Annotated in this window: 20 protein-coding genes and 2 pseudogenes; 11 read left to right on the top strand and 11 right to left on the bottom strand. The window is 69.4% G+C overall.

All coding sequences use genetic code 11. The features are described from left to right. Nucleotides 1-229 precede the first annotated feature (229 nt). Complete coding sequence (locus OG858_RS23345; RefSeq protein ID WP_037689775.1) at nt 230-772, top strand: bacterial proteasome activator family protein; 543 nt, start codon at nt 230-232, stop codon at nt 770-772. Nucleotides 773-852: 80 nt separating this feature from the next. Here the strand turns inward: OG858_RS23345 and OG858_RS23350 are convergent, their stop codons facing one another. Beyond that, nucleotides 853-2496: a protein kinase domain-containing protein gene (locus tag OG858_RS23350; RefSeq protein ID WP_086749272.1), complete on the bottom strand. Its 1644-nt coding sequence runs from the start codon at nt 2494-2496 to the stop codon at nt 853-855. 389 nt (nt 2497-2885) lie between these two features. Here OG858_RS23350 and OG858_RS23355 point away from each other — a divergent pair, with 389 nt between their 5' ends. Next, entirely contained in the window at nt 2886-4460 is a 1575-nt protein-coding gene (locus tag OG858_RS23355; RefSeq protein WP_086749275.1) for a protein kinase domain-containing protein, read from the top strand. A gap of 70 nt (nt 4461-4530) precedes the next feature. Here the strand turns inward: OG858_RS23355 and OG858_RS23360 are convergent, their stop codons facing one another. Beyond that, a complete protein-coding gene (locus OG858_RS23360) occupies nt 4531-5763 on the bottom strand; it encodes a phosphotransferase (RefSeq protein ID WP_328544509.1) in 1233 nt (410 codons plus the stop codon). 553 nt (nt 5764-6316) lie between these two features. On the opposite strand from OG858_RS23360, the gene pdhA reads away from it, so the two are divergent. Genes pdhA through OG858_RS23375 form a run of 3 tightly spaced genes read left to right on the top strand, consistent with a single transcriptional unit; the run spans nt 6317 to nt 10051 of the window. Beyond that, a complete protein-coding gene (gene pdhA / locus OG858_RS23365) occupies nt 6317-7534 on the top strand; it encodes a pyruvate dehydrogenase (acetyl-transferring) E1 component subunit alpha (RefSeq protein WP_086749270.1) in 1218 nt (405 codons plus the stop codon). Between the two features lie 2 nt (nt 7535-7536). Next, the gene (locus OG858_RS23370) at nt 7537-8565 is read left to right on the top strand and encodes an alpha-ketoacid dehydrogenase subunit beta (RefSeq protein ID WP_373420824.1); all 1029 of its coding nucleotides are present in this window, start codon (nt 7537-7539) and stop codon (nt 8563-8565) included. 10 nt (nt 8566-8575) lie between these two features. Then, nucleotides 8576-10051, top strand: coding sequence for a dihydrolipoamide acetyltransferase family protein (locus tag OG858_RS23375; RefSeq protein ID WP_328544508.1), 1476 nt, complete (start codon nt 8576-8578; stop codon nt 10049-10051). 94 nt (nt 10052-10145) lie between these two features. Here the strand turns inward: OG858_RS23375 and OG858_RS23380 are convergent, their stop codons facing one another. Then, a complete protein-coding gene (locus OG858_RS23380) occupies nt 10146-11171 on the bottom strand; it encodes a BRO-N domain-containing protein (RefSeq protein ID WP_086749268.1) in 1026 nt (341 codons plus the stop codon). A gap of 169 nt (nt 11172-11340) precedes the next feature. Beyond that, nucleotides 11341-12189, bottom strand: coding sequence for a D-alanyl-D-alanine carboxypeptidase family protein (locus OG858_RS23385; protein ID WP_086749267.1), 849 nt, complete (start codon nt 12187-12189; stop codon nt 11341-11343). Between the two features lie 286 nt (nt 12190-12475). On the opposite strand from OG858_RS23385, the gene OG858_RS23390 reads away from it, so the two are divergent. Beyond that, nucleotides 12476-13144 carry a GntR family transcriptional regulator gene (locus OG858_RS23390; RefSeq protein ID WP_328544507.1) on the top strand — a complete coding sequence of 223 codons (669 nt, stop codon included), beginning with the start codon at nt 12476-12478 and terminating at the stop codon, nt 13142-13144. Next, the gene (locus tag OG858_RS23395; RefSeq protein WP_328544506.1) at nt 13141-14457 is read left to right on the top strand and encodes an MFS transporter; all 1317 of its coding nucleotides are present in this window, start codon (nt 13141-13143) and stop codon (nt 14455-14457) included. The genes OG858_RS23390 and OG858_RS23395 overlap by 4 nt, the downstream gene beginning before the upstream one ends. 34 nt (nt 14458-14491) lie before the next feature. Here OG858_RS23395 and OG858_RS23400 read toward each other — a convergent pair whose 3' ends face one another. After that, nucleotides 14492-15316 (bottom strand): maleylpyruvate isomerase family mycothiol-dependent enzyme, encoded by an 825-nt coding sequence (locus tag OG858_RS23400; RefSeq protein ID WP_086749265.1) that lies wholly within the window; start codon nt 15314-15316, stop codon nt 14492-14494. A 231-nt stretch (nt 15317-15547) separates the two neighbouring features. On the opposite strand from OG858_RS23400, the gene OG858_RS23405 reads away from it, so the two are divergent. Beyond that, nucleotides 15548-16342, top strand: a complete 795-nt coding sequence (locus OG858_RS23405) for a carbon-nitrogen family hydrolase (RefSeq protein WP_328544505.1) — start codon at nt 15548-15550, stop codon at nt 16340-16342. Between the two features lie 9 nt (nt 16343-16351). On the opposite strand, the gene OG858_RS23410 is transcribed toward OG858_RS23405, so the two are convergent. Further along, nucleotides 16352-16561 (bottom strand): DUF397 domain-containing protein, encoded by a 210-nt coding sequence (locus OG858_RS23410; RefSeq protein WP_328544504.1) that lies wholly within the window; start codon nt 16559-16561, stop codon nt 16352-16354. Between the two features lie 10 nt (nt 16562-16571). Beyond that, nucleotides 16572-17417, bottom strand: coding sequence for a helix-turn-helix domain-containing protein (locus OG858_RS23415; protein WP_406197668.1), 846 nt, complete (start codon nt 17415-17417; stop codon nt 16572-16574). Between the two features lie 217 nt (nt 17418-17634). Here OG858_RS23415 and OG858_RS23420 point away from each other — a divergent pair, with 217 nt between their 5' ends. Next, entirely contained in the window at nt 17635-18102 is a 468-nt protein-coding gene (locus OG858_RS23420) for an ATP-binding protein (RefSeq protein ID WP_328544502.1), read from the top strand. Between the two features lie 286 nt (nt 18103-18388). Here OG858_RS23420 and OG858_RS23425 read toward each other — a convergent pair whose 3' ends face one another. After that, nucleotides 18389-18880, bottom strand: a complete 492-nt coding sequence (locus tag OG858_RS23425; RefSeq protein WP_328544501.1) for an LURP-one-related/scramblase family protein — start codon at nt 18878-18880, stop codon at nt 18389-18391. A gap of 154 nt (nt 18881-19034) precedes the next feature. Between OG858_RS23425 and OG858_RS23430 the strand changes: the two are divergent. Both OG858_RS23430 and OG858_RS23435 read left to right on the top strand, forming a co-directional pair. Then, nucleotides 19035-19277 (top strand): annotated as a pseudogene (locus OG858_RS23430) (cupin domain-containing protein); the annotation flags it as partial. Nucleotides 19278-19293: 16 nt separating this feature from the next. Continuing rightward, nucleotides 19294-19642 (top strand): annotated as a pseudogene (locus tag OG858_RS23435) (alkyl hydroperoxide reductase); the annotation flags it as partial. A 29-nt stretch (nt 19643-19671) separates the two neighbouring features. On the opposite strand, the gene OG858_RS23440 reads toward OG858_RS23435, so the two are convergent. The 3 genes from OG858_RS23440 to OG858_RS23450 form a co-directional block, all read right to left on the bottom strand. Next, nucleotides 19672-19908, bottom strand: coding sequence for a DUF6458 family protein (locus OG858_RS23440; RefSeq protein ID WP_328544500.1), 237 nt, complete (start codon nt 19906-19908; stop codon nt 19672-19674). Between the two features lie 121 nt (nt 19909-20029). Continuing rightward, nucleotides 20030-21328 (bottom strand): M18 family aminopeptidase, encoded by a 1299-nt coding sequence (locus OG858_RS23445; RefSeq protein ID WP_327744375.1) that lies wholly within the window; start codon nt 21326-21328, stop codon nt 20030-20032. Between the two features lie 164 nt (nt 21329-21492). Next, nucleotides 21493-23319, bottom strand: a complete 1827-nt coding sequence (locus OG858_RS23450; protein WP_086749256.1) for an acyl-CoA dehydrogenase — start codon at nt 23317-23319, stop codon at nt 21493-21495. Nucleotides 23320-23450 lie beyond the last annotated feature (131 nt).

A 23450-nucleotide genomic window follows, 5' to 3' on the forward strand; every position in this document is an offset into this window, starting at 1 on the left:
CCCTCGGGCCGACCGGCCCTCGGGCCGACCGGCCCTCGGGCCGACCGGCCCTCACGGGGCCCAATCCGCCGCACCCGCCGCTGTCGCCCCGAGCCCGGCCGACGCCCCTCGAAGCCTCCGGCATCGTCAGCCACCGCCCAGGACACGAACAACTGGTACGTAAACGGTGGATCACCCTCTGTGGGGGGCACCAGGGTGATGAGGTCCACGTGTGCGAGAGAATGGCGGCATGGAGATGCCGAGGAACGAACGGTCGCCCGAACAGCCTCAGATCCTGGTCGTGGGCCAGGACGGAATGGCGGTGGGCGGCGCAGGGGACGAGGGCTCCCGCGAAATCCCGGTGACGGAGATGGTGGAACAGCCGGCCAAGGTCATGCGCATCGGCAGCATGATCAAGCAGTTGCTCGAAGAGGTGCGGGTCGCCCCCCTCGACGACGCCAGCCGGGCCCGGCTGAAGGAGATCCACGCCAGCTCGGTCAAGGAACTGGAGGACGGCCTGGCGCCCGAGCTGGTCGAGGAGCTGGAGCGGCTCTCCCTGCCCTTCACGGACGAGGCGATCCCGAGCGACGCGGAACTGCGGATCGCGCAGGCCCAGTTGGTCGGCTGGCTCGAAGGCCTCTTCCACGGGATCCAGACGACACTCTTCGCCCAGCAGATGGCCGCCAGGGCCCAGCTGGAGCAGATGCGCCGCGCGCTGCCGCCCGGCGTCGGCGGCCACGAGGGCGACGACGACCCGCGGACGATCGGCCGCTCGGGCGGCCCGTACCTCTAGCCCCCGACGAATCCCCCGCCCATACGTACACGAAGGGCCCGGCACGTGAAGTGCCGGGCCCTTCCTATGACTATGGCGCGTCAGGCCGGGTTGCCCGTCGAGACCTTGAGGATGATCGAGGGCATGTCCTTGGGGTCGACGTCCTCGTCGGCCGAGGGGTACTGCTCCATGACCGTGCCCTCGCCGTACGTGTTCTCGTCGACCTTCTGCACGTCGTACTCCCAGCCCGCGGCCTGGAGGCACTTCTTCACCGAGTCGATGTTCTTGAAGGTGAAGCCCGGCAGCTCGATCTTGTCGGGGTCGTTGTACGACTCCGTGGGCTCCGTGCACGCGGTCGACTCGATGACCTTCGACGTGTCCGGACCCTTGTGCCCCTCGACCACGGTCGGCGAGGCGGACACGTCCGTGCCGCTGTCGCCGCCCTCGGCCTCACTGCCGGAGTTCAGGCTGATCGCCGTGATCAGACCGCCGACCGCAAGGACCGACACGACGATCGCCCCCACGATCACACCCTTGTTGCTCTTCCCGCCCCCGGGACGCCCCGCCGGAGCCGACGACTGGTGGGGCGCGATGTTGTACGGCGGCGGGGTGGCCGATCCCTGCTGCGGCGCGTACGCGGCGGTCTGCGGCGGCGTCTGGTAGCCGCCCTGCTGCGGGTAGCCGTAGGACGGGGCGGGCGCGGGCGTCGGCGGACCGTATCCACCCGTCGCCTGCGGCTGGTACGGCGTCTGGACGCTGCCCGACTGCGGCGCGCCCGTGTGGTCGATCGGCGGGAAGACCGCGGAGGAGACCCCGGCTCCGCTGGACGTCTGCACGCCCGGCACGATGCTCGGCGCGGCGGGCTGGAGGGACGCGGCGACCCGCAGGCACTCGTCCCGCATCGCCTCCGCGCTCGGGAACCGCTCGTTCGGGTTCTTCTTCAGCGCGCGGGCGATGAGGGCGTCGACGGCCGGCGGCAGGGAACGGTTGATCGAGGAGGGAGCGACCGGCTCCTCCTGGACGTGCGCGTACGCGATGGCCAGCGGCGAGTCCGCCTCGAACGGCAGCCGGCCGGTGGTCAGCTGGAACAGCATGATGCCGACCGAGTACAGGTCGGAGCGGGCGTCGACCCCGCGGCCGAGGGCCTGCTCGGGCGACAGGTACTGCGGGGTGCCGACGACCATGCCGGTCTGCGTCATCGACGTGACGCCCGACTGCATGGCGCGGGCGATGCCGAAGTCCATGACCTTCACGATGTTGCGCTTGGTCATCATCACGTTGCCCGGCTTGATGTCCCGGTGGACCAGGCCCATCTCGTGGCTGATCTCCAGCGCCGCCAGCACGTCCGCGGTGATCTTCAGCGCCTTGTCGGCGGGCATCGCACCGAGCCGGCCGATGTCCGCGTCGAGCACCGAGCCGAGCGGCTGGCCCTCGACGTACTCCATGACGATGTACGGCGTCGTCATGCCGTCCATCTCGTCCTCGCCGGTGTCGAAGACCGAAACGATGTTCGTGTGGGTGAGCTTCGCCACGGCCTGCGCCTCACGGCGGAAGCGCTCACGGAAGGCCTGTTCGCGGCCCAGTTCGGTGTGAAGTGTCTTGATCGCGACCTGTCGGTCGAGCACCGAGTCGTACGCGAGATGGACGGAGGCCATGCCGCCCTCGCCGAGCAGGTCACGCAGCTGATAGCGGCCACCGGCTAGCGACCGCCCCGCGTACCGGCCCTGTGCGGCGTCCTGGCTCATCTTCCTGCGTCCCCCATCGGCGCGCGAAAGCAGACTGGCGTGGCTCCCGCGATCGGTGATCCCTGATACTGCTGGTGATCCTTTGTGCTATTCCCGGCCAAGTCTGCCCCAGGGCACCGACACGTCAAGCGCGGTGCCCGATCCGTGACCGTACGCGAAAGAAGCGTCGCGGAAGCGTTACAGGGGGCGTACGCCCGGTACACAGAACTTGCACGAGTGCGCGCGCTGCGGGTTTCATGGCCGATCAACCTTTGAATCCACCTTGAATCCGTCGTGAACCCGTCGCGCATCCAACCCGGACCGGCCACTTGCGTGAAGGCTGTAGCGTGGCCGACGGAGACCGTAACAAGTACCGCGCGGACCGCGGGCAGAAACGACGGCGAGGACTGATGGCACAGCAGCAGCGCTCTCAGGGCCCGTCCGACCCCGAGGCGACTGGCGGCGGCATGTCGGACGCGCCGGAGTTGTGGGGCAACGGCGGGCTTGTCGGTGACGGTCGGTACCGGATGACCCACAGACTCGGCCGGGGCGGTATGGCCGAGGTGTTCGCGGCCGAGGACGTGCGCCTCGGTCGTACGGTCGCGGTCAAACTGCTCCGTTCCGACCTCGCCGAAGACCCCATTTCCAAGGCCCGCTTCACGCGTGAGGCCCAGGCGGTGGCCGGTCTCAACCACCATTCGATCGTGGCGGTCTACGACTCCGGCGAGGACGTCGTGAACGGCACCCCCGTGCCGTACATCGTCATGGAGCTGGTCGAGGGCCGTACGATCCGCGATCTGTTGATCAACGCGGAGGCACCCGGCCCCGAGCAGGCGCTGATCATCGTCTCCGGTGTGCTGGAGGCGCTCGCCTACTCCCACCAGCACGGCATCGTGCACCGCGACATCAAGCCGGCGAACGTCATCATCACCGACAACGGGGCCGTGAAGGTGATGGACTTCGGCATCGCGCGCGCCCTGCACGGGGCGTCGACGACGATGACGCAGACCGGCATGGTCATGGGCACGCCCCAGTACCTCTCCCCGGAGCAGGCGCTCGGCAAGGCCGTCGACCACCGCTCCGACCTGTACGCCACCGGCTGCCTGCTCTACGAACTTCTCGCGCTCAGGCCGCCGTTCATCGGCGAGACCCCGCTGTCGGTGGTCTACCAGCACGTCCAGGACATCCCGACCCCGCCCTCGGAGGTCTCGGACGGGGCGGCGCCGCCGGAGCTCGACGGGCTCGCCATGCGCGCTCTCGCCAAGGAGCCGGACGACCGGTTCCAGACGGCCGAGGAGATGCGCGGCCTCGTCCAGTACGGCCTGCAGATGCTGTACGACCAGGGCGGCCACACCGGCACCTGGAACACCGGTCCCGTCACCGTCCACGACGGCCGGCACACACCGCCGGGCGGTATGTCCGGTACGACCGTCATGCCCCACCCCGGAGATCCGGGTACCTCGCAGATCGCTCAGCCGATCCTGCCCGGGTACGGCGGCGGTGGCCGGGACGACGGCGGTTTCGAGGGGCACGGCAACCGGGGCGGCGGCCGCGGCAAGCTGTGGATCCTCGCGGTTCTCGCGGTGATCGCCATCTCGGCGGGTGTCGCGCTGGCACTGAACACCAAGGACAGCGGTACCGGCGGCGACACCGGGACCACGAAGACTCCGACGGCCACGGCGCCCAGCAAGGACAAGGACGCCACCGAGTCGCCCAGCGACGAGGCGACCGAGGAGGAGACGGAGGAGAGCACCGGCTCGGGCGACAACCCCGATTACACGCCGTCGTACACGCGGTCCCCGTCCTTCAGCCAGTCGCCGACGCAGAGCCAGCCGACGGATGATCCGACGGAGGAACCGACGACCGAGGAACCGACGACGGAGGAACCGACGGAGGAACCGACGACCGAGGAACCGACCGACGACGGCAGCGGCGGGGACGCCGCCGGGGGCCTGACGGTCGGCGGGGGCGACGGCGAGGAGTGATCCGGTGGCGTGAGTGGAGTGGCCCGGCGAGGGTCACTCCACTCACGCCGGGCTCACTCCGGCGCCGGGCTCACTCCGCGAACGCCTCGCACACCGCTTCGTACTCCCGCGTCCACCACACCACCAGCGCCGAGGCCGCGGGGAACTGCGGGTCGGCGCGGTCGTCGTCGCGCTCGTAGTGCCAGCGCAGCATCCAGAAGTCGTTGAGCCGCTCCCACCACACGCGGTGCACGGCGGCCGCGAGTTCGGCCGGGGCGGCGCCCGTGGAACGCCGGTACGCGCGCGCGTAGGACCGTACTCTCGCCAGGTCCAGGGCGCCGACCGGACGAACGAAGAAGATCACCGCCGCCCGGACCGCCTCCTCCGCGCGCGGGTGCACCCCGAGCCGGTCCCAGTCGAGGATCGCGGCGGGCACATCGGGCACGTCGTCCCGGTAGAGCACGTTGAACGGGTGGAAGTCCCCGTGCACCCACCCCACCGAACCGCCCCTGGGCGGGCGCCGGTCCGCGTGCCGCTCCAGCAGCTCCCGCCGCTCCAGCAGCCGATGCCGGGCGAGCGCGTCGAAGGCGTCGGCCGGCCGGTGCCGCCGTACCCGGTCGAGCAGAGCGTCGATGAGGGCGAAGGTGCCGACGGGGTCGGCGCTCTCGGACCCGGCGGGACCGGCGCTCTCGGACCCGGCGGTTTCCGCGCCTCCAGGAACCCCTCCGGCCTCTACGGCCCCTAAGGCCCTTACGCCGCCCGCGCGACCCTCGACACGAGACGCGGTGGGTGCCCCTCCCTGGCTCTGCCGCTGGGCCGGGATCAGCCGTTTCCGCACCGGCGCCGCCGGCGTCACCCCCTCCTGTGCCGGCGTAACCCCTTCCGGCGCCGGCATCACCCGCTCCAGGCACGCGTGCACTATGCCCAGGAGCGCCCCCAGACGCCCGCACTGCCCGGGGGTGAGCTGGCCGCCGTGCCGGTGCCGGCCGTCGATCCACGGGTGCAGGGCGTAGGCGTGGCCGCCGACGACCGTGACGGTGTGCCCGTCGTGCCCGGCCAGGGGCGGGGCCACGGGCACGCCCAGGTCGGCGAGGCGCTGGGTGGCCCGGTGCTGGCGGACGATGGCGGCCGGGTCGGCGGTCTCGGGGTCGAAGTGGTGCTTGAGGAAGTACCGGCCGCGGGTGGTGGAGAGCCGGTAGCCGCGGTTGAGGAGTCCCTTGTCGACGGGTTCGCAGGTCAGTGGGGACCCGGCGGCGTACCGCTCCAACAGAGGGCCCAGAGGGGGCGCGTAGGGCACAGGGGGTGGTACAGATGAGCGCGGCACGCGCCAGATGTTAGGGCACGCGCCACGCCGCTGACCTCACGCTTGTCACACACAGTCGTTACCGATCACACGGTGCGCAGATCCGAACTGTGGCTCGACGCGCAGACGTGCGGGTCGGGCGGGCCGCCGGGCCCGAGAGGAACAGGGCGGGTCCGGTCGTGTTCACGTATGGAGCAACTTCCGCAGGCGATCTCGCGGCCCGCCTCCGGCGAAGTCTTCCCGTGGCCGGGGTGGCCGGGATAACGTGCCGGTGTTCCGGCCCCCTGCCAGGCTGTGACCAGTGCTGTGACCAGCAGCTGTTCCCTACGGACGCGACTTACTTGGACCTCCTAGTACCGAATTACTTGGAAATCCAAGGAAAAATCGCAGGTCAGTAGGGGTTTCACAGGAATGTGGAGCACTGGGTAACGTGCCTCGTGCAGGGCGCTCGCCGGGGCACCTGTCACGTCTGTTCCCGGCCAAGGGCACCCACCCCGTGCACGGGTTACCGGGATCAGGCGAGCCGCACTGGTCTTTCGGCAACCCCGGGGGCCGGACCGACGGAGGAGCACACGTGACCGTGGAGAGCACTGCCGCGCGCAAGCCGCGACGCAGCGCCGCAGGCAAGACCGGCACCACCGGCAGCAAGGCCGCCGGCACCACCGGGACCAGGCGGGCCACTGCGAAGAAGCCGACCGACGCGCAGCCCGAGCTCATTCAGCTGCTGACGCCCGAGGGCAGGCGCGTCAAGAACGCCGAGTACGACCCGTTCGTCGCCGACATCACCGCCGACGAGATGCGTGGTCTGTACCGCGACATGGTGCTGACGCGCCGCTTCGACGCCGAGGCCACCTCCCTGCAGCGCCAGGGCGAGCTGGGCCTGTGGGCGTCGCTGCTCGGCCAGGAGGCCGCCCAGATCGGCTCCGGGCGGGCCACCCGTGAGGACGACTACGTCTTCCCGACCTACCGTGAGCACGGCGTCGCCTGGTGCCGCGGCGTCGACCCGACCAATCTGCTCGGCATGTTCCGCGGTGTGAACAACGGCGGCTGGGACCCGAACAGCAACAACTTCCACCTCTACACGATCGTCATCGGCTCCCAGGCGCTGCACGCCACGGGCTACGCCATGGGCGTCGCCAAGGACGGCGCCGACTCGGCGGTCATCGCCTACTTCGGCGACGGCGCGTCCAGCCAGGGCGACGTCGCCGAGGCGTTCACCTTCTCCGCGGTCTACAACGCGCCGGTCGTGTTCTTCTGCCAGAACAACCAGTGGGCCATCTCGGAGCCCACGGAGAAGCAGACCCGCGTCCCGCTGTACCAGCGCGCCCAGGGCTTCGGCTTCCCGGGCGTCCGCGTCGACGGCAACGACGTCCTGGCCTGCCTCGCGGTCACCAAGTGGGCGCTGGAGCGCGCCCGCCGGGGCGAGGGCCCCACCCTGGTGGAGGCGTTCACGTACCGCATGGGCGCCCACACGACCTCCGACGACCCCACCCGTTACCGTCACGACGACGAGCGGGTGGCCTGGGAGGCCAAGGACCCGATCGCGCGTCTGCGCGGTTACCTGGAGTCCGAAACGGACACGAACGAGGGATTCTTCGCGGAACTCGAAGCGGAGAGCGAGGCGTTGGGAAGGCGAGTGCGCGAAGTGGTGCGTGCCATGCCCGACCCGGACCACTTCGCCATCTTCGAGAACGCGTACGCGGACGGACACGCGCTGGTGGACGAGGAGCGCGCCCAGTTCGCCGCGTACCAGGCGTCGTTCGCCGATGTGGACGTAGAGGAGGGCGAGTAGCGATGACCACGCAGACAGCCGCGCAGGCGGCAGGCCAGACCGCCGGGCATTCCGCCGTGAAGAGCATGGCGATCGCCAAGGCGATCAACGAATCGCTGCGCAGGGCCCTCGAAGCCGACCCCAAGGTGCTCGTCATGGGCGAGGACGTCGGCAAGCTCGGTGGTGTGTTCCGGGTGACGGACGGCCTCCAGAAGGACTTCGGCGAGGAGCGGGTGATCGACACCCCGCTCGCCGAGTCGGGCATCGTCGGCACCGCCATCGGCCTCGCCCTGCGCGGGTACCGCCCGGTGGTCGAAATCCAGTTCGATGGCTTCGTCTTCCCCGCGTACGACCAGATCGTCACCCAGCTCGCCAAGATGCACGCGCGCTCGCTGGGCAAGGTCAAGCTCCCGGTCGTCGTCCGTATCCCCTACGGCGGCGGCATCGGCGCGGTCGAGCACCACTCCGAGTCCCCGGAGGCGCTGTTCGCGCACGTGGCGGGCCTGAAGGTGGTCTCGCCGTCGAACGCGTCGGACGCCTACTGGATGATGCAGCAGGCCATCCAGAGCGACGACCCGGTGATCTTCTTCGAGCCCAAGCGGCGCTACTGGGACAAGGCCGAGGTCAATCCGGAAGCCATCCCCGGCCCGCTGCACAAGGCCCGTGTAGTCCGTGAGGGCACCGACCTCACGCTGGCCGCGTACGGCCCGATGGTGAAGCTCTGCCAGGAGGTCGCCGACGCGGCCGCCGAGGAGGGCCGGGCGCTGGAGATCCTGGACCTGCGGTCGGTGTCCCCGCTGGACTTCGACTCGATCCAGGCGTCCGTGGAGAGGACCCGCCGTCTGGTGGTGGTCCATGAGGCCCCGGTGTTCTTCGGTTCGGGCGCGGAGATCGCCGCCCGCATCACCGAGCGGTGCTTCTACCACCTGGAGGCCCCCGTCCTCCGCGTCGGCGGGTACCACGCCCCTTATCCGCCGGCCCGCCTGGAGGAGGAGTACCTGCCGAATCTGGACCGGGTGCTCGACGCCGTCGACCGCTCGCTGGCGTTCTGAGGAGAGGTCCGTGACGACGATGACAGACACGTCTCCGCGCGAGTTCAAGATGCCCGACGTGGGCGAGGGACTCACCGAGGCCGAGATCCTCAAGTGGTACGTCCAGCCCGGTGACACCGTCACCGACGGCCAGGTCGTCTGCGAGGTCGAGACGGCCAAGGCCGCCGTCGAACTGCCCATCCCGTACGACGGTGTCGTACGCGCGCTGCACTTCCCCGAGGGCACCACGGTCGACGTGGGCACGTCGATCATCGCGGTGGACGTGGCGGGCCGCGCTGGCCCGGCGTCCGCCCCTGCCTCAGCACCGGCATCGGCAGCGGCATCGGGCGAGGAAGCCGCGCCCGCCGCAGCCGCCGCGCCAGCCGCGAAGCCCGAGCCGGCGGCCAGGAAGATCGAGGGCCGTAAGCCGGTCCTCGTCGGCTACGGGGTCGCCGAGTCGTCCACGAAGCGCCGCCCCCGCAGGGGGGTCCCGGCCGCGGCAGCGCCCGCCGAGGACACGCTGTACGCGGCCACCGCGATCCAGGGTGTCCAGGGCGAGCTGAACGGGCACGGTTACGCCTCCGGCGGGCAGCGTCCGCTGGCGAAGCCGCCGGTCCGCAAGCTGGCCAAGGACCTCGGTGTGGACCTGACGACGATCACCCCGTCGGGCCCGGACGGCGTCATCACCCGCGAGGACGTCCACGCGGCCGTGGCCCCGCGAGAGGCCCCTGAGCCCGTGGTGGAGGCCGCCCCGGCCCAGGCCGCGCCCGCCGTCGCCCCGGCGCCGGTGGCGTCGTACGACGGCGCGCGGGAGACCCGTATCCCGGTCAAGGGGGTCCGGAAGGCCACGGCGGCGGCGATGGTCGGCTCGGCGTTCACCGCGCCGCACGTCACGGAGTTCGTGACGGTCGACGTGACGCGCACGATGAAGCTGGTCGACGAGCTGAAGCAGGACAGGGACCTGGCGGGCCTGCGGGTCAATCCGTTGTTGCTGATCGCCAAGGCCCTGCTCGTGGCGATCAAGCGCAACCCGGACATCAACGCCTCCTGGGACGAGGCCGCCCAGGAGATCGTGGTCAAGCACTACGTGAACCTGGGTATCGCGGCGGCCACCCCGCGAGGCCTGATCGTCCCGAACATCAAGGACGCCCACGCGAAGACGCTGCCCCAGCTGGCCGAGTCCCTGGGCGAGCTGGTCTCCACGGCCAAGGAGGGCCGGACCTCCCCGGCAGCCATGCAGGGCGGCACGGTCACCATCACCAACGTGGGCGTCTTCGGCATCGACACCGGCACGCCGATCCTCAACCCCGGCGAGTCCGCGATCCTCGCGGTCGGCTCGATCAAGCTCCAGCCGTGGGTCCACAAGGGCAAGGTGAAGGCCCGTCAGGTCACCACTCTGGCGCTCTCCTTCGACCACCGGCTGGTGGACGGGGAGCTGGGCTCGAAGGTGCTGGCGGACGTGGCGGCGATTCTGGAACAGCCGAAGAGGCTGATCACCTGGGCCTGAGGCCTCGACCGGATAGGCTCACTGTGAAGGGGCCGGTCGCAAATTCATCTTGCGACCGGCCCCTTCTGCTGTGGCTCCGCTCAGTGCCTGCCTGTCAGCGCTGGTTGAGCACGTACACCGGTGCCCCGTCCCCCGTCGCGCCGCGGGGGTGGATGCAGGCGTGCTTGCGCAGCATCCGGAGACATTCGTTGACGCGGTGCACCGACAGCCCCGTACGGGCGGCGATCGCCTCCAGCGGCTGACGCAGCTCACCCTTCTCGACGAGCACCGGGGCGATCACCACGGCCACCGTCCACACGTCCTCCGTCACCGACAACCGCTTCCGCCAGTCGGCCAGCACGGACTCCGTGGTCGGCTGCGTCGGGAACTCGGCGGCGGGTGCCGGCCGGTCGAGCGCGAGGGTGTCGAGCCTGTTCGCGATGCGTTCCATGGCCTGGGCGATGGCTTGTTGGGCATTCAGCGTCGCGAGCTGTGTCTCCACCATGGTGCGCTGCATCTCCACCATGGTCTGCTGTGTCTTCACCATGGTCCGCTGGGTCTCCAGCGACTCCCGTTGCAGAGCGAGTGCTTCCTGCTGCGCGACGGCGAGCTGTTCGTCCGCCTGAAGGTTGCGCTCCTCGAGCCGGACGATGGCCTCGGCGACCTGCTCGGGCATGGCGTACGCGATGGGAGCGCCCGGCTCGGCGGGCTGAACCTCGGCCTCCTCAAGGGTGTAGGAGCCCTCGCGCTGGACGGTCTCGATCACCTCGGCGACCCACTTCTTGAAGGGTGCGCACTCAGGTTTGGTGCAGGCGCTGACGAGAAGGATCAGCCCCTGGAGATCGATGAGATTCAGGTCTCGGCGCCACTCCCGACCTGCGGGAACGCTGAGACAGTGACCTCCAGTCACTGTCTCGAGAATGTCTCGATGCTCCTCTGGGACATGGTCGAGGAGGGCTTTTCGCGGCGTGGTGTAGCCCAACTGCTTGCAGACATCCACCGCCGGGAACCAGTGCGTCCCGTCCGGCATGGTCAGCCGGCGGACTCGGGCTCCGGTAGCCGCGTAGACGAAGTCGCCGACGTCGAGTGCGTCCTGCTGACGCATGCGGGGGTCGGGCTGGTGCCTGCTGGGTTCGATCATGTGAACCACCTCCGCTGGGGAACCTAGGGCGGAGGAAATCGAATATGCCATTTGAATTAACCATATTCACCAATGCGAGGTAAACAAGCCTCATCGGCTTGCGCGAAGAAACGGGAAGGGGGCCACCGCGGTGAGCGGTGGCCCCCTTCCCGTGCGATGCCCGGGTCGCCTACAGGGTGGCGAACCCGTAGTCCATGAGCTTCTTCACGTCCGCCATGCGCGTGGTCTCGTTGGTGGAGGTGAGGACGGTGCCCATGACGGTCTTGCCGCTGCGGGTGGCCGCGAAGACGAGGCAGTACTTGGCCTCGGTGCCCGAACCGGTCTTGATACCGATCGTGCCCTTCCAGCCGAGCAGCAGGTTGGTGTTGTTCCACGCCGCCATGGTGCGGGTGCTGCCGGTCTTGGTGATCGTCTTCGCCGTGTAGGACTTCGTAGCCACGATCTTCTTGAAGTTCGCGTTCTTCATGACGTCGCGCGCGAGCTTGGTGAGGTCACGCGGGGTCGAGGCGTTCGCGCCCTTGCTGATGCCGTCGAACGAGTCGAACTTGGTGTTCGTCATGCCGAGGTTCTTGGCCGTGGTGTTCATCTTGGCGATGAAGTTCTTGGTGCGGGCCGCGACCGTCGAGCCGGAACCGTACTTGTCGGCCAGGGCCATGGCGGCCTCGCAGCCCGACTTCAGCATCATCCCGTACAGCAGTTGGCGGACCGTGACCTTGTCGCCGACGATCAGATTGGCCGATGAGGCGCCGTTCTTGACGATGTAGTCGCTGTACGCCCCTTTGATCGTCACCTTGGCGTCGAGGTTCAGATTCGACTGCGACAGCACGACCTTGGCGGTCATGATCTTCGTGGTGGAAGCGGTGAGCCTCTTGGTGTCAGCGGCCTTGGTGAAGAGAGTCTTGCCATTGGCACTGTTCATCACGAACCCGCCCTTGGCGGTGATCGTGGGCTTCGCGGGGGCGGCCTGCGCGGGAGCGGAGCCGACCACCCCGGTCGCGATCATCGCGCCGGTGGTCACGACGACTGCAGCGGCTCTGCGGACACGTACGCCCTTTATGGCGGTAATCAAGTCAAGTACCCCGATTGCGTCAAATGTCTGTGGAGCGCGGCCACTTGGTTTCCGGTTGCGGGCAAGCGGGGCCGCTTCTCGTGTGACAAACGAGTAGCACAAAAGGTTGCGCTCCGGGTGGAGCGGGGGTCAATTCAAGTCCACCTCACACTCCTTCGACAGGTTTACGGTGGGTTTTCGTCCGGATCGTGGACGACCGCCACGCATGGGTGCGTGTTGTATCTAAGCTGTGGACATGTCCTCCGCCCCGGCTCCCGCCCCCGCCGTGAAGCAGCCCCCCGCCGCCGACCGTGTCTACGCCCACGTCAAGCAGGGCGTGCTGGAGCGCCGCTACGAGGGCGGCACGCTGCTCACCGAGGGCGAGCTGGCCGAGGCGGTCGGGGTGTCCCGGACGCCTGTGCGGGAGGCCCTTTTGCGGCTGGAGGTCGAGGGGCTGATCCGGCTCTACCCGAAGAAGGGCGCCCTGGTGCTGCCCGTCTCCGCGCAGGAGATCGCGGACGTGGTCGAGACCCGGCAGCTGGTCGAGGAGCACGCGGTCCGCAAGACGGTCCCGGCCTCGCCGCGGCTGATCGCCCGGCTGGAGGAACTGCTCGAACAGCAGAAGGCGCAGGCCGCCGTCGGGGATCTGGCGGGCGCCGCCGTCACCGACCGCTGTTTCCACGCCGAGATCGTCCGCAGTGGCGGGAACGAGATCCTGTCCCGCCTCTACGACCAGCTCCGCGACCGGCAGCTGCGGATGGGCGTCGCCGTGATGCACGCCCACCCGGACCGCATCACCAAGACGCTCGGCGAGCACGAGGAGATCCTCCAGGCGCTGCGCGCGGGTGACGCGGAGGCGGCCGTGGCGCTCGTGCACCGGCACGTCAGCTGGTTCTCCAACCTGGCTCGGGGAGAGGTCCGTTGAGCCGCCCCGCCCTGTCGTCGTCCGCCGGGTCCCTGCCCGGAGACCCGCCCGGCGGCCGTCGCGCCCTCGCCGTCTGGGGTGTGGGCGTCTCCGTCTACTTCGTCGCCGTCATCTTCCGTACGTCGCTGGGCGTGGCCGGCCTCGACGCCGCCGACCGCTTCCAGGTGGGCGCCTCCGCGCTGTCGACCTTCTCGATAATCCAACTGCTGGTCTACGCGGGCATGCAGATACCGGTCGGCCTGCTGGTCGACCGGCTCGGCACCAAGAAGGTGCTGACCCTGGGCATCCTGCTGTTCACGGCCGGCCAGATCGGCTTCGCGCTGTCGCCGTCGTACGGCACGGCGCTGGCGTCGCGGGCGCTGCTGGGCTGCGGCGACGCGATGACGTTCATCAGCGTGCTGCGGCTGGGCAGCCGGTGGTTCCCGGCCCGGCGCGGACCGATGGTCGCGCAGATGGCGGGTCTGGTCGGCATGGCGGGCAACCTGGTCTCGACGTTGCTGCTGGCCCGGCTGCTGCACGGGGTGGGCTGGACGGCGGCGTTCGCGGGCAGCTCGGTCGCCGGCCTCGTCGTCCTGGTCCTGACCCTGCTGTTCCTGAAGGACCATCCCGAGGGGCACGAGCCGGAGCCGTTCCCGCACCACGGGGCCGCGTACGTACGGCGGCAGATCGCGGCGTCCTGGCGGGAGCCCGGCACCCGGCTCGGGATGTGGGTGCACTTCACCACGCAGTTCCCGGCGATGGTGTTCCTGCTGCTGTGGGGGCTGCCGTTCCTGGTCCAGGCGCAGGGCCTCAGCCGCGGCACCGCCGGCGAACTGCTCACCCTCGTCGTCCTGTCCAACATGGTCGTCGGACTGGTGTACGGCCAGATCGTCGCCCGGCACCACGCGGCGCGGCTTCCGCTGGCGCTCGGCACGGTCCTCACGACGGCGGCGGTGTGGGCGACCACGATCCTGTACCCCGGTGAGCACGCACCGAAATGGCTCCTGGTCGTCCTCTGCGCGGTTCTCGGCGCCTGCGGCCCGGCCTCGATGCTCGGCTTCGACTTCGCCCGCCCGGCGAACCCGCCGGAGCGTCAGGGCACCGCCTCCGGGATCACCAACATGGGTGGTTTCGTCGCTTCCATGACCACGCTCTTCGCGGTCGGCGTCCTCCTTGACCTGACCGACGACGACTACCGCATCGCCTTCTCCGCCGTCTTCGTCCTCCAGGCCCTCGGCCTCACCCAGATCCTCCGCCTGCGCGGCCGCGCGGCCCGCCGCGAACGGGAACGGCTGGTGGCGAGCCGGGTGGAGACGGTGCACGTACCGGTGTGAGGGCCCGGCTTTCGGAAGCCCGGTGGCCCGGCGGTTACACCGTCACCGCGAACGCGCGCAGGATCGCCGCGATCAGGTGGGGGTCGCCCTCGGCCTTGATGCGGTCGGCGACGAGGTCGGCGGTGACGCGACCGCAGGCCAGGCGGACGTAGGTCTCCCAGTCGAGGGTCAGGGTGGCGGCCGGACCGAGGGCGGGGGTGGTCTCCAGGGTGCCGCGGCCCTGCATGTCGACGCGGACGGTACGGATGAACTCCACCGGGCCGTGCACGTCGAAGACGACGGCCGAACTGCGCGGCGCCTGCGCGTCCTCGGCGACGACCTTCGGCAGCACGGCCAGCAGCTCGTCACGGACGACGAGCGCGCCCGGCGAGTCCAGGTTCCCCGGCCGGCCCAGCGCGGAGCGCAGGTCCTGCTCGTGGACCCACACGTCGAACGCGCGGTTCCGCATGGCCTGTTCGAGGGTCTGTTCCGTGCCGAGCGGGCCGCGGATCTTACGACCCGGGTCCCGCGACTCGTTCCGCAGCTGGCGGTTGCGCCGGATGATCGTGTACTCCAGCTCGGAGGTCATCTCCGGCGCGGTGTGGTGACGACGGGCGTCGACCTGCATCTCCATGTACCGCTGGTGCTCGGTCCGTACGTGGTACAGGTCGCGCGGGAGGGTGTGGATCGGGCGCGGGTCGCCGAGCATCTCGCAGTCCAGGCCGATGACATGGGAGACCACATCGCGCACCGACCAGCCGGGGCACGGCGTCCGCCGGTTCCACTCACCCTCCACGAGCGGTGTCACCAGCTCGGATATCGCGTCCACGGAGTGGGTCCAGGCGTCGGCGTAGGGCTGAAGAGTGGGATGCAGACTCACGGAACGGGACCCCTCGGGCGGTCGGTACCTGTCAGTACGGTCGGTGCGTATCGGTATGTGGGTGGAGGGTTTCGGTAAGGACGTCGGCGTTGACGGCGGTGAGTGGGCGTCGGCGGCTGTCAGTGGGTGTTCTGGAACGTTAAGTTACGCTGCTGTGAGGCACCCCGGCAGTGCTTTGGTGTGACGATCGTAGGCCGGTGTGGACGTCTCGAATGCCAGGACGGTGGTAGTGTGCGCGCCTCGCTCATCCAGATCGGCGTAGACGAGGACGAATCGGTCGAATCGCGCAGGCGGCGTGTGGCCTCGCTGGTACGGGACCAGGCCGACGCCGATCTCGTCGTCCTCCCGGAGCTGTGGACCACCGGCGCATTCGCGTACGAATCCTTCACGGCCGAGGCCGAACCGCTGCAGGGGCCGACGTACGAGGCGATGGCCAAGGCGGCGAGCGACGCGGGCGTGTGGCTGCACGCGGGCTCGATCCCCGAACGTGATCCGGATGGACCTCTTTACAACACCTCCCTGGTCTTCTCACCGTCCGGCGACCTCGCCGCCGCCTACCGCAAGATCCACCGCTTCGGCTTCGACAAGGGCGAGGCCGTGCTGATGGGCGCGGGCGCGGAACTGGTGACGCTCCGCCTCCCCGAGACGACCATCGGCATCGCCACCTGCTACGACCTCCGCTTCCCCGAGCTGTTCCGCGGGCTCGTCGACGCGGGCGCCGAGACGTTCGTGCTGTCGGCGGGGTGGCCGGAGCGGCGGCGGTCGCACTGGACCCTGCTGGCGCAGGCGCGGGCCGTGGAGAACCAGGCCTACGTCCTCGCCTGCGGAACGGCCGGTACGCACGCGGGGGTTCCCCAGGCCGGTCACTCGATCGTGGTCGACCCCTGGGGCGAGGTACTGGCGGAGGCGGGCCCCGACGACGAGGTCCTCACGGTGGAGTTCGACCCGGCGAAGGTGGCGACCACGCGTGAGCAGTTCCCGGCGCTGAAGGACAGGCTGCTGGGGCTGGAGCCACCTCGTCGTTGAACCCGCCGCTCATCCCTCCGACGAGGTTGAGGTTCTGGACCCGTTCCGCAGCGTGCTGAGGAGCGCGTGGAGGGCGGTGGCCGAGGGCGACAGGATGGTGGCGGGGCTGTCGCTCTCGCGGAGGTGGAGAGTGGTGGAGGTGGTGGATATCTCCAGGCAGTCGTTGTCGGAGTCGCCCGCGGAGAACGACGACTTCTGCCATCGGAGGATTTGAGACACCGGGAGCCTTTCACAGATCTTGGGCGATACGGCGGATGAGGTCGAGGGAAGCGTCCTGTGGGAGTGCGGCGTTGTCAACGCGTTCGAGTGTGGCTCGGTACCGGTGCAGTTGCGCCGGAGCGTCGATGAATTCGGCACCGTGCGGCGTATCGATCTGCACGGTGTCCAGCTGTGGGACGCCTCCGCCGACGTACTGCACGGCAAGGCCCGCACCTGCGAAGCCTTCGGCGGCGAAGGGGATCGCGCGAAGGGTGACGGACTCCCTCTCGGACGCCTGAAGCAGGTGCATGAGCTGAGCGCGGGCAATCTTGGAGCCACCGACGCGCATGCGTAGCGCGGCCTCGTGGATGATCACGTCGTACGGTGTCCCCGAATCGAGTACCCGCTGGCGTCGCATCCGGAACTCGACGCGGGCCTCGCGGACGTCTTCCGGACACCCCGGCTCCACGAAGGCCAGGGCCGCCCGTACGTGATCCTCGGTCTGGAGTACTCCCGGAATGTGTACGACCTGAAAAGTGCTGACGTGCGACGCGTGGTGCTCCAACTCCGCGAGGTCGAGTGCCTTGGGTGCCAGAGCACTTCGGTACTCCTCCCACCAGCCCTTGTCCCGCTCGTTGGCCATGCCGGACAAGGCGTCGACGAGTTGGGTGTCATCGCAGGCGTAGTGCTCGGCGAGCCTGCGTAGCCGCTCCTCGCTGACGCCGTGCTTCCCCGACTCGATGTTGCTGATCTGGGCCTGGCTCGTACCCAGCCAGGCGGCGACGTCACGGGACACCAGGCCCGCCGCCTCGCGCAGCCTGCGCAACTCGGCGCCGAGGCGCACCTGACGTGCGGTGGGGATGACCCTCGGCGGCATGACGTCTCCTCGATTCCACAGAGCCGGTTGCGGCGTTGCAAATATACCGAGTACCTTCGTGGCGTACTCACGGAGGGTGCCCATGTGGTCACTCATCCGCAACTCCCGCACGCCCTCCCCCGTTGGAAGAGCCACCCCGACCATCGACACCGGGGCGCCGGACAGCAACGCGGACAGGCGCGCGCAACCCCCTCACCTCCACCGGAGTTGATGCCCCATGCCCTCGTACACCCTCATCTGTCCACCCCTCGAAACCTCCCCCCACATCGCCCGCGACTTCGTCGCCACCGTCCTGCGCGCGCTGCGCCTGGACCGCACCCTGGTCGACGACGCGGTCCTCTGCGCCTCCGAACTCGTCACCAACGCCTGCGTGCACGCGAAGGGCGGTGACGGCACCGTGCTGTGGCTGGCCGTGGAGGAGGGGCGACTGCGGGTGGTGGTGTACGACGGGGACGAAAACCCGCCGGTGACAAGGGAACTGACGACTGAGACCTGGGAGCGGGGCGGCGGCCGGGGGCTGTATCTGGTGGACGCCCTCACCGAGGGCCGCTGGGGGCACGGCCCGGACATCCCGTACGGCGGCCCGACGCACCCGGTGGGCAAGGCGGTGTGGTTCGACCTGCCAGTGGACCTGCCCGGGGGTCAGCCGGTGGACCTGCCCGTACGGCGAAAGGCGGTGCTGTGACCGCCGAGCCGCGAACGCCCGACAGGCGGCAGGAACTCGAATCGGCGGCCGTCGTCCTGGGCCTCGCGCGGTCCCTGGCGGAGGTTCTCAGGATCGCCGCCGGTCAGTGCGATCCCACGCCCGAACCGGGTGGAGGGGATGGGCGCCACGCCCCCACCCGCTCGATCACCCGCCCCTGGGGCCGGGCCGGTGGGTGGCGCCACCGGGTCCCCGTCGCTCGCCGAGCCGGACGACCCGCGTTCTCATCGGGATCTTCGTAGGGCGTCTGGCGGGCTGACGAGTGGTCTCAGTCGTCCCGCTCCTTCTCCGCCAGATTGATCACGCACACCGTCACGGCGATCAGCAGCGCGGGGTCCGCGTCGTCACGTACGACGTCGAGGCCGTAGGTCTCGCGGACGCGCAGCCATCTGCGGGAGATGTGCGCGAGGAGTTCGCCGTCGTACTCGATGACGAACTCACGGTTGAGGATCTTGCCGCTGACGTCGAGTTCGGTGCCGTCCGCCATGGTGACCCGGTAGTGGTTGCGCAGGAGGGAGAGGCGCTTGCGGCGGACGGTTGCGAGCGTTTCGCTCTCCCGTTCGATCACCATCGTGTCGCGCAGGGCGAACATCTTCCGGCGGATGTCGATCAGGACGTGCCCCTGGGTGTCCTTCAGCTCGAAGGTGTCCCGCAGTCGCATGGCCTTGCCGTCGACGAGGAAGGCTTTTCTGCCGTGCTCGTCCTCGATCCAGTAGTCGTCACCGATGCCGAGGAGCCGGTCGCGTACGAGGAATCTCATGTCTACAGGCGTTCCCCCGCGCCCGTTCCGAAACGTCGCCTGTAGGCCGAAGGGCTCAGCCCGGTCTCCTGGCGCAGGCGCGCGCGGAGGCGCCAGATGTGCAGCCCCAGGTCGAGCGAGGCCGCGCTGCCGGCCGAGCTCAGCAGGTCGCCTCGAGTTCTTCCTGGTCTTCGAGGGCGAACTGCACATCGGCCTGCGCGAACCGGAGGGGGAACGCACGGTCGTCCTGCCTCAGGGCTCGGTCTTCACCGTCCCACGAGGGGTCGAGCACAAGCCGTACGCCCCGTCCCGCGCCGCCATCCTCGCCATCGAACCGAGCGGTACGAGTACCGTCGGCGACCGGCATGGCGAGATCCCGGGCCATGTGGACGTGACCACGGGGCATGCGCTGAGCTGACCGGCTGGCTGGGGCGGCGGTCAGCGACACCTACAACCACGCGTTGTGCTGCTACGACCCGGCGACGGGCGAACCCACCACGCTGGCAACGGACTTGAGAGAGCCGAGTGACGCGGTCCTCGTCGGGGACGACATCGTGGTCGTGGAGTCCGCCCGCCACCGGCTGACCCGGCTGCGGTTGCCGGAGGAGGGTTGCCGGAGGAGACGGTGAAGGTCGAGGCCGTCGCCCACCGCGCCCGGCGCGCGACCACCGAAGTCGCCCCCGGCAGCCTGCGGCCGGGGGCGACTTCCAGGCCCCGGCGGGACAGAAGCGCGACGAGCGGTACGGCCCGTCGACCAGGCTGCTCGTCTCCGCGCCCCCGCCGATGACACCGCTCCTAGTACCCCTGGGCTCCTAGTACCCCTGGTACCCACCCCGCTGCCGGCCGTTCTCGTCGACGACCGGAGTCGTGGGAGGCACCACCACCCGCCTCCGCCTCGCGATGCTGCTGAACGTCGCGACTCCGATGAGTCCGACGATCATGAAGATGATGCCGACCAGGTCGAGGTTGACCCCCTGCATGTCCCAGTCGGTGGCGAACGTGAGGATGGCCCCCACGGCGATCAGAATGATGCACCCGCCCAGGCCCATGAGTGTTCCTCCCAAGTCCGGTCGGGTCGGCCGGTCGTTCCGGTCGTTCGGTCCTACCGGTCGACATCGGGTACCCGGACAGGCCCGTCCGTAACAGCCGTTGAGGGCCCGGGCGGTGGGCTCAGCCCTCCAGGAAGGCCACCAGAGCGTTCGCCAGGAGGTAGGGGTCCTTCGCGCCGCACAGTTCACGGACGCTGTGCATCGACAGGATGGCGACGCCGATGTCGACGGTGCGGATGCCGTGGCGGGCGGCGGTGATGGGGCCGATGGTGGTGCCGCAGGGCATGGAGTTGTTGGAGACGAACGTCTGGAACGGCACACCGGCCTTCTCGCAGGCGGCGGCGAAGACGGCGCGGCCCGAACCGTCCGTGGCGTAGCGGTTGTTGACGTTGACCTTGAGGAGCGGGCCGGCGTCCGCGCGCGGGTGGTGCGTCGGGTCGTGGCGCTCCGCGTAGTTGGGGTGGACGGCGTGCCCGGTGTCGGAGGAGAGACAGACCGTGCCGGCGAAGGCCCGCGCCCGGTCCTCGTAGGAGCCGCCGCGGGCGAAGACCGAGCGCTCCAGCACCCCGCCGAGCAGCGGGCCGTCCGCGCCGGTGTCGGACTGGGAGCCGTTCTCCTCGTGGTCGAAGGCGGCGAGGACGGGGATGTAGGGGAGTGCGTCACCGGAGCCGGCGACCGAGGCGAGCGCGGCCGTACCGGCGTGCACGGAGAGGAGGTTGTCCATGCGGGGGCCGGCGAGCAGTTCCTTGTCGCGGCCCAGGTAGGCGGGGGGTTCGACGGAGTGGGTCATCAGGTCCCAGCCGGTGACCTCGCCGGCGGGGAGGCCCGCCTCCTCCTCCAGGAAGGCGATCAGGTCGCCGTCGCGGACGTCGTCGCCGAGGCCCCAGACGGGCTGGAGGTGACGCTGCTTGTCGAGCTTCAGGCCGTCGGAGGTGACGTTGCGGTCTAGGTGGATGGCCAGTTGAGGGACGCGGAGAAGGGGTCTGTCGACGTTGACGAGGCGGGTGGTTCCGTCGCGCAGGGAGAGCCGGCCGGCGAGGCCGAGGTCGCGGTCGAGCCAGGAGTTGAGCAGCGGGCCGCCGTAGATCTCCACGGCGATCTGGCGCCAGCCGTGCGCGCCGCTGTCGGGGCGGGGTTTGACCCGGAGATTGGGGGAGTCGGTGTGGGCGCCGATGATGCGGAACGGGGTGTGGGCGTCGGCGCCCTCCGGCACGTACCAGGCGATGATCGCGCCGCCGCGCAGGACGTACTTCCCGCCCAGCGAGCCGTCCCACGCGTCGGTCTCCGAGACCTGCCGGAAGCCCGCCTTCTCCAGCCGCTCCGCGGCGCTCGCGACCGCGTGGTACGGGGTCGGGCTGCTCGTCAGGAAGGTCATGAGGTCGTCGGTGTGGCCGCGGTCGAAGCGTGGGGGTGTGCGCATGGGTTCACCTTAACGACGTACGAGGGCCCGCTCCCGGGGATGGGAACGGGCCCTCGTGGTGAGTGTGCGGAGAAGGGGGCGCCGGACGGACGGGCAGGGTCCGTCCGGCGCCACGACCGGGATGCGGCCGGGGAGAGGCTGTCCGGAATCCGTACTTCGCGGGTCTAGAACGCCGACTCGTCCAGCTCCATCAGGTCCAGTTCGACGCCCTCGGAGATCTTGCGGGCGAGGGTGACGCCCGGGAGGACGTTGGCCGCGAAGAACTTCGCAGCCGCGATCTTGCCGGTGTAGAAGGGCTTGTCCTTCGCGGAGGCCGTCTCCAGCTTCTCGGCGGCGACCGCGGCGCCCCGCAGGAGCAGGTAGCCGACGACCACGTCACCGGAGGCGAGCAGCAGGCGGGTGGTGTTGAGGCCCACCTTGTAGATGTTCTTGACGTCCTGCTCGGTGGCGGCGAGGTCGGTCAGGAGGAGGCCGACCATGGACTCCAGCTCGACGGCGGCCTTGGCGAGGTGCTCACGGGCGCCGGCCAGCTGCTCGCCGCCCTCGCCGAGCGCCAGGAACTTCTTGATCTCCTCGGCGAGGGTGTTCAGCGCGGCGCCCTGGTTGCGGACGATCTTCCGGAAGAAGAAGTCCTGGCCCTGGATCGCGGTGGTGCCCTCGTACAGGGTGTCGATCTTGGCGTCGCGGATGTACTGCTCGATCGGGTACTCCTGCAGGAAGCCGGAGCCGCCGAAGGTCTGCAGCGACTGGGCGAGCTGCTCGTAGCCCTTCTCGGAGCCGTAGCCCTTGACGATGGGCAGGAGCAGGTCGTTCAGGGCCTCCAGGGCGGAGATGTCCTCGCCCGCCGCCTCCTTGACCTGGATCTCGTCCTGGATGGAGGCCGTGTAGAGGACCAGCGAGCGCATGCCCTCCGCGTACGCCTTCTGCGTCATCAGCGAGCGGCGGACGTCGGGGTGGTGCGTGATGGTGACCTTGGGCGCGGTCTTGTCCATGAAGTTCGCCAGGTCGGTGCCCTGGACGCGCTCCTTGGCGTACTCCAGCGCGTTCAGGTAGCCCGTCGACAGCGTGGAGATCGCCTTCGTGCCGACCATCATGCGGGCGAACTCGATGATGCGGAACATCTGGCGGATGCCGTCGTGCTTGTCGCCGATCAGCCAGCCCTTGGCCGGGTGACGGTCGCCGAAGGTCATCTCGCAGGTGTTGGAGGCCTTGAGGCCCATCTTGTGCTCGACGTTGGTGGCGTAGGCGCCGTTGCGCATCCCCAGCTCGCCGGTCTCGAAGTCGAAGAGGTACTTCGGGACGAGGAAGAGGGAGAGGCCCTTGGTGCCGGGGCCGTGGCCCTCGGGGCGGGCGAGGACGTAGTGGAGGATGTTCTCCTCCATGTCGTGCTCACCGGAGGTGATGAAGCGCTTCACGCCCTCGATGTGCCAGGAGCCGTCCTCCTGCTGGATCGCCCTGGTGCGCCCGGCGCCCACGTCCGAGCCGGCGTCCGGCTCGGTGAGCACCATGGTGGAGCCCCAGGTCTTCTCGACCGCGATCTGGGCGATCTTCTTCTGTACGTCGTTGCCCTCGTCGTAGAGGATGCCGGCGAACGCCGGGCCGGAGGCGTACATCCACACGGCCGGGTTCGCGCCGAGCAGCAGCTCCGCGTAGGACCAGATCAGGGACCGCGGCGCGGTGGTGCCGCCGATCTCCTCGGGCAGGCCCAGACGCCAGTACTCGGAGTCCATGAAGGCCTTGTAGCTCTTCTTGAACGAGGCCGGTACCGGAGCGGTGTTCGTCTCCGGGTCGAAGACCGGCGGGTTGCGGTCGGCATCCGTGAAGGACTCCGCCAGCTCGTTCTCCGCGAGACGGGCCAGCTCCTCCAGGATGCTCTTGGCGGTGTCCGTGTCCATCTCCGCGAACGGGCCGGTGCCGTACAGCTTGTCGCGCCCGAGCACCTCGAAGAGGTTGAACTCGATGTCGCGGAGATTCGACTTGTAGTGCCCCATGGCGACGGCTCCGTAAGAGAGATCGGCGAGGCACTGGCTCCTCGCGCTAGTTCACATACCAACAAGTAGCTTCTATGTCGATGATGCTACCCATCGGTAATAAGAAGCAACCCCGAGCGGTCCATCTGTGA

The sequence above is a fragment of the Streptomyces europaeiscabiei genome (assembly GCF_036346855.1).
GTDB classification, from domain to species: Bacteria; Actinomycetota; Actinomycetes; order Streptomycetales; family Streptomycetaceae; genus Streptomyces; species Streptomyces europaeiscabiei.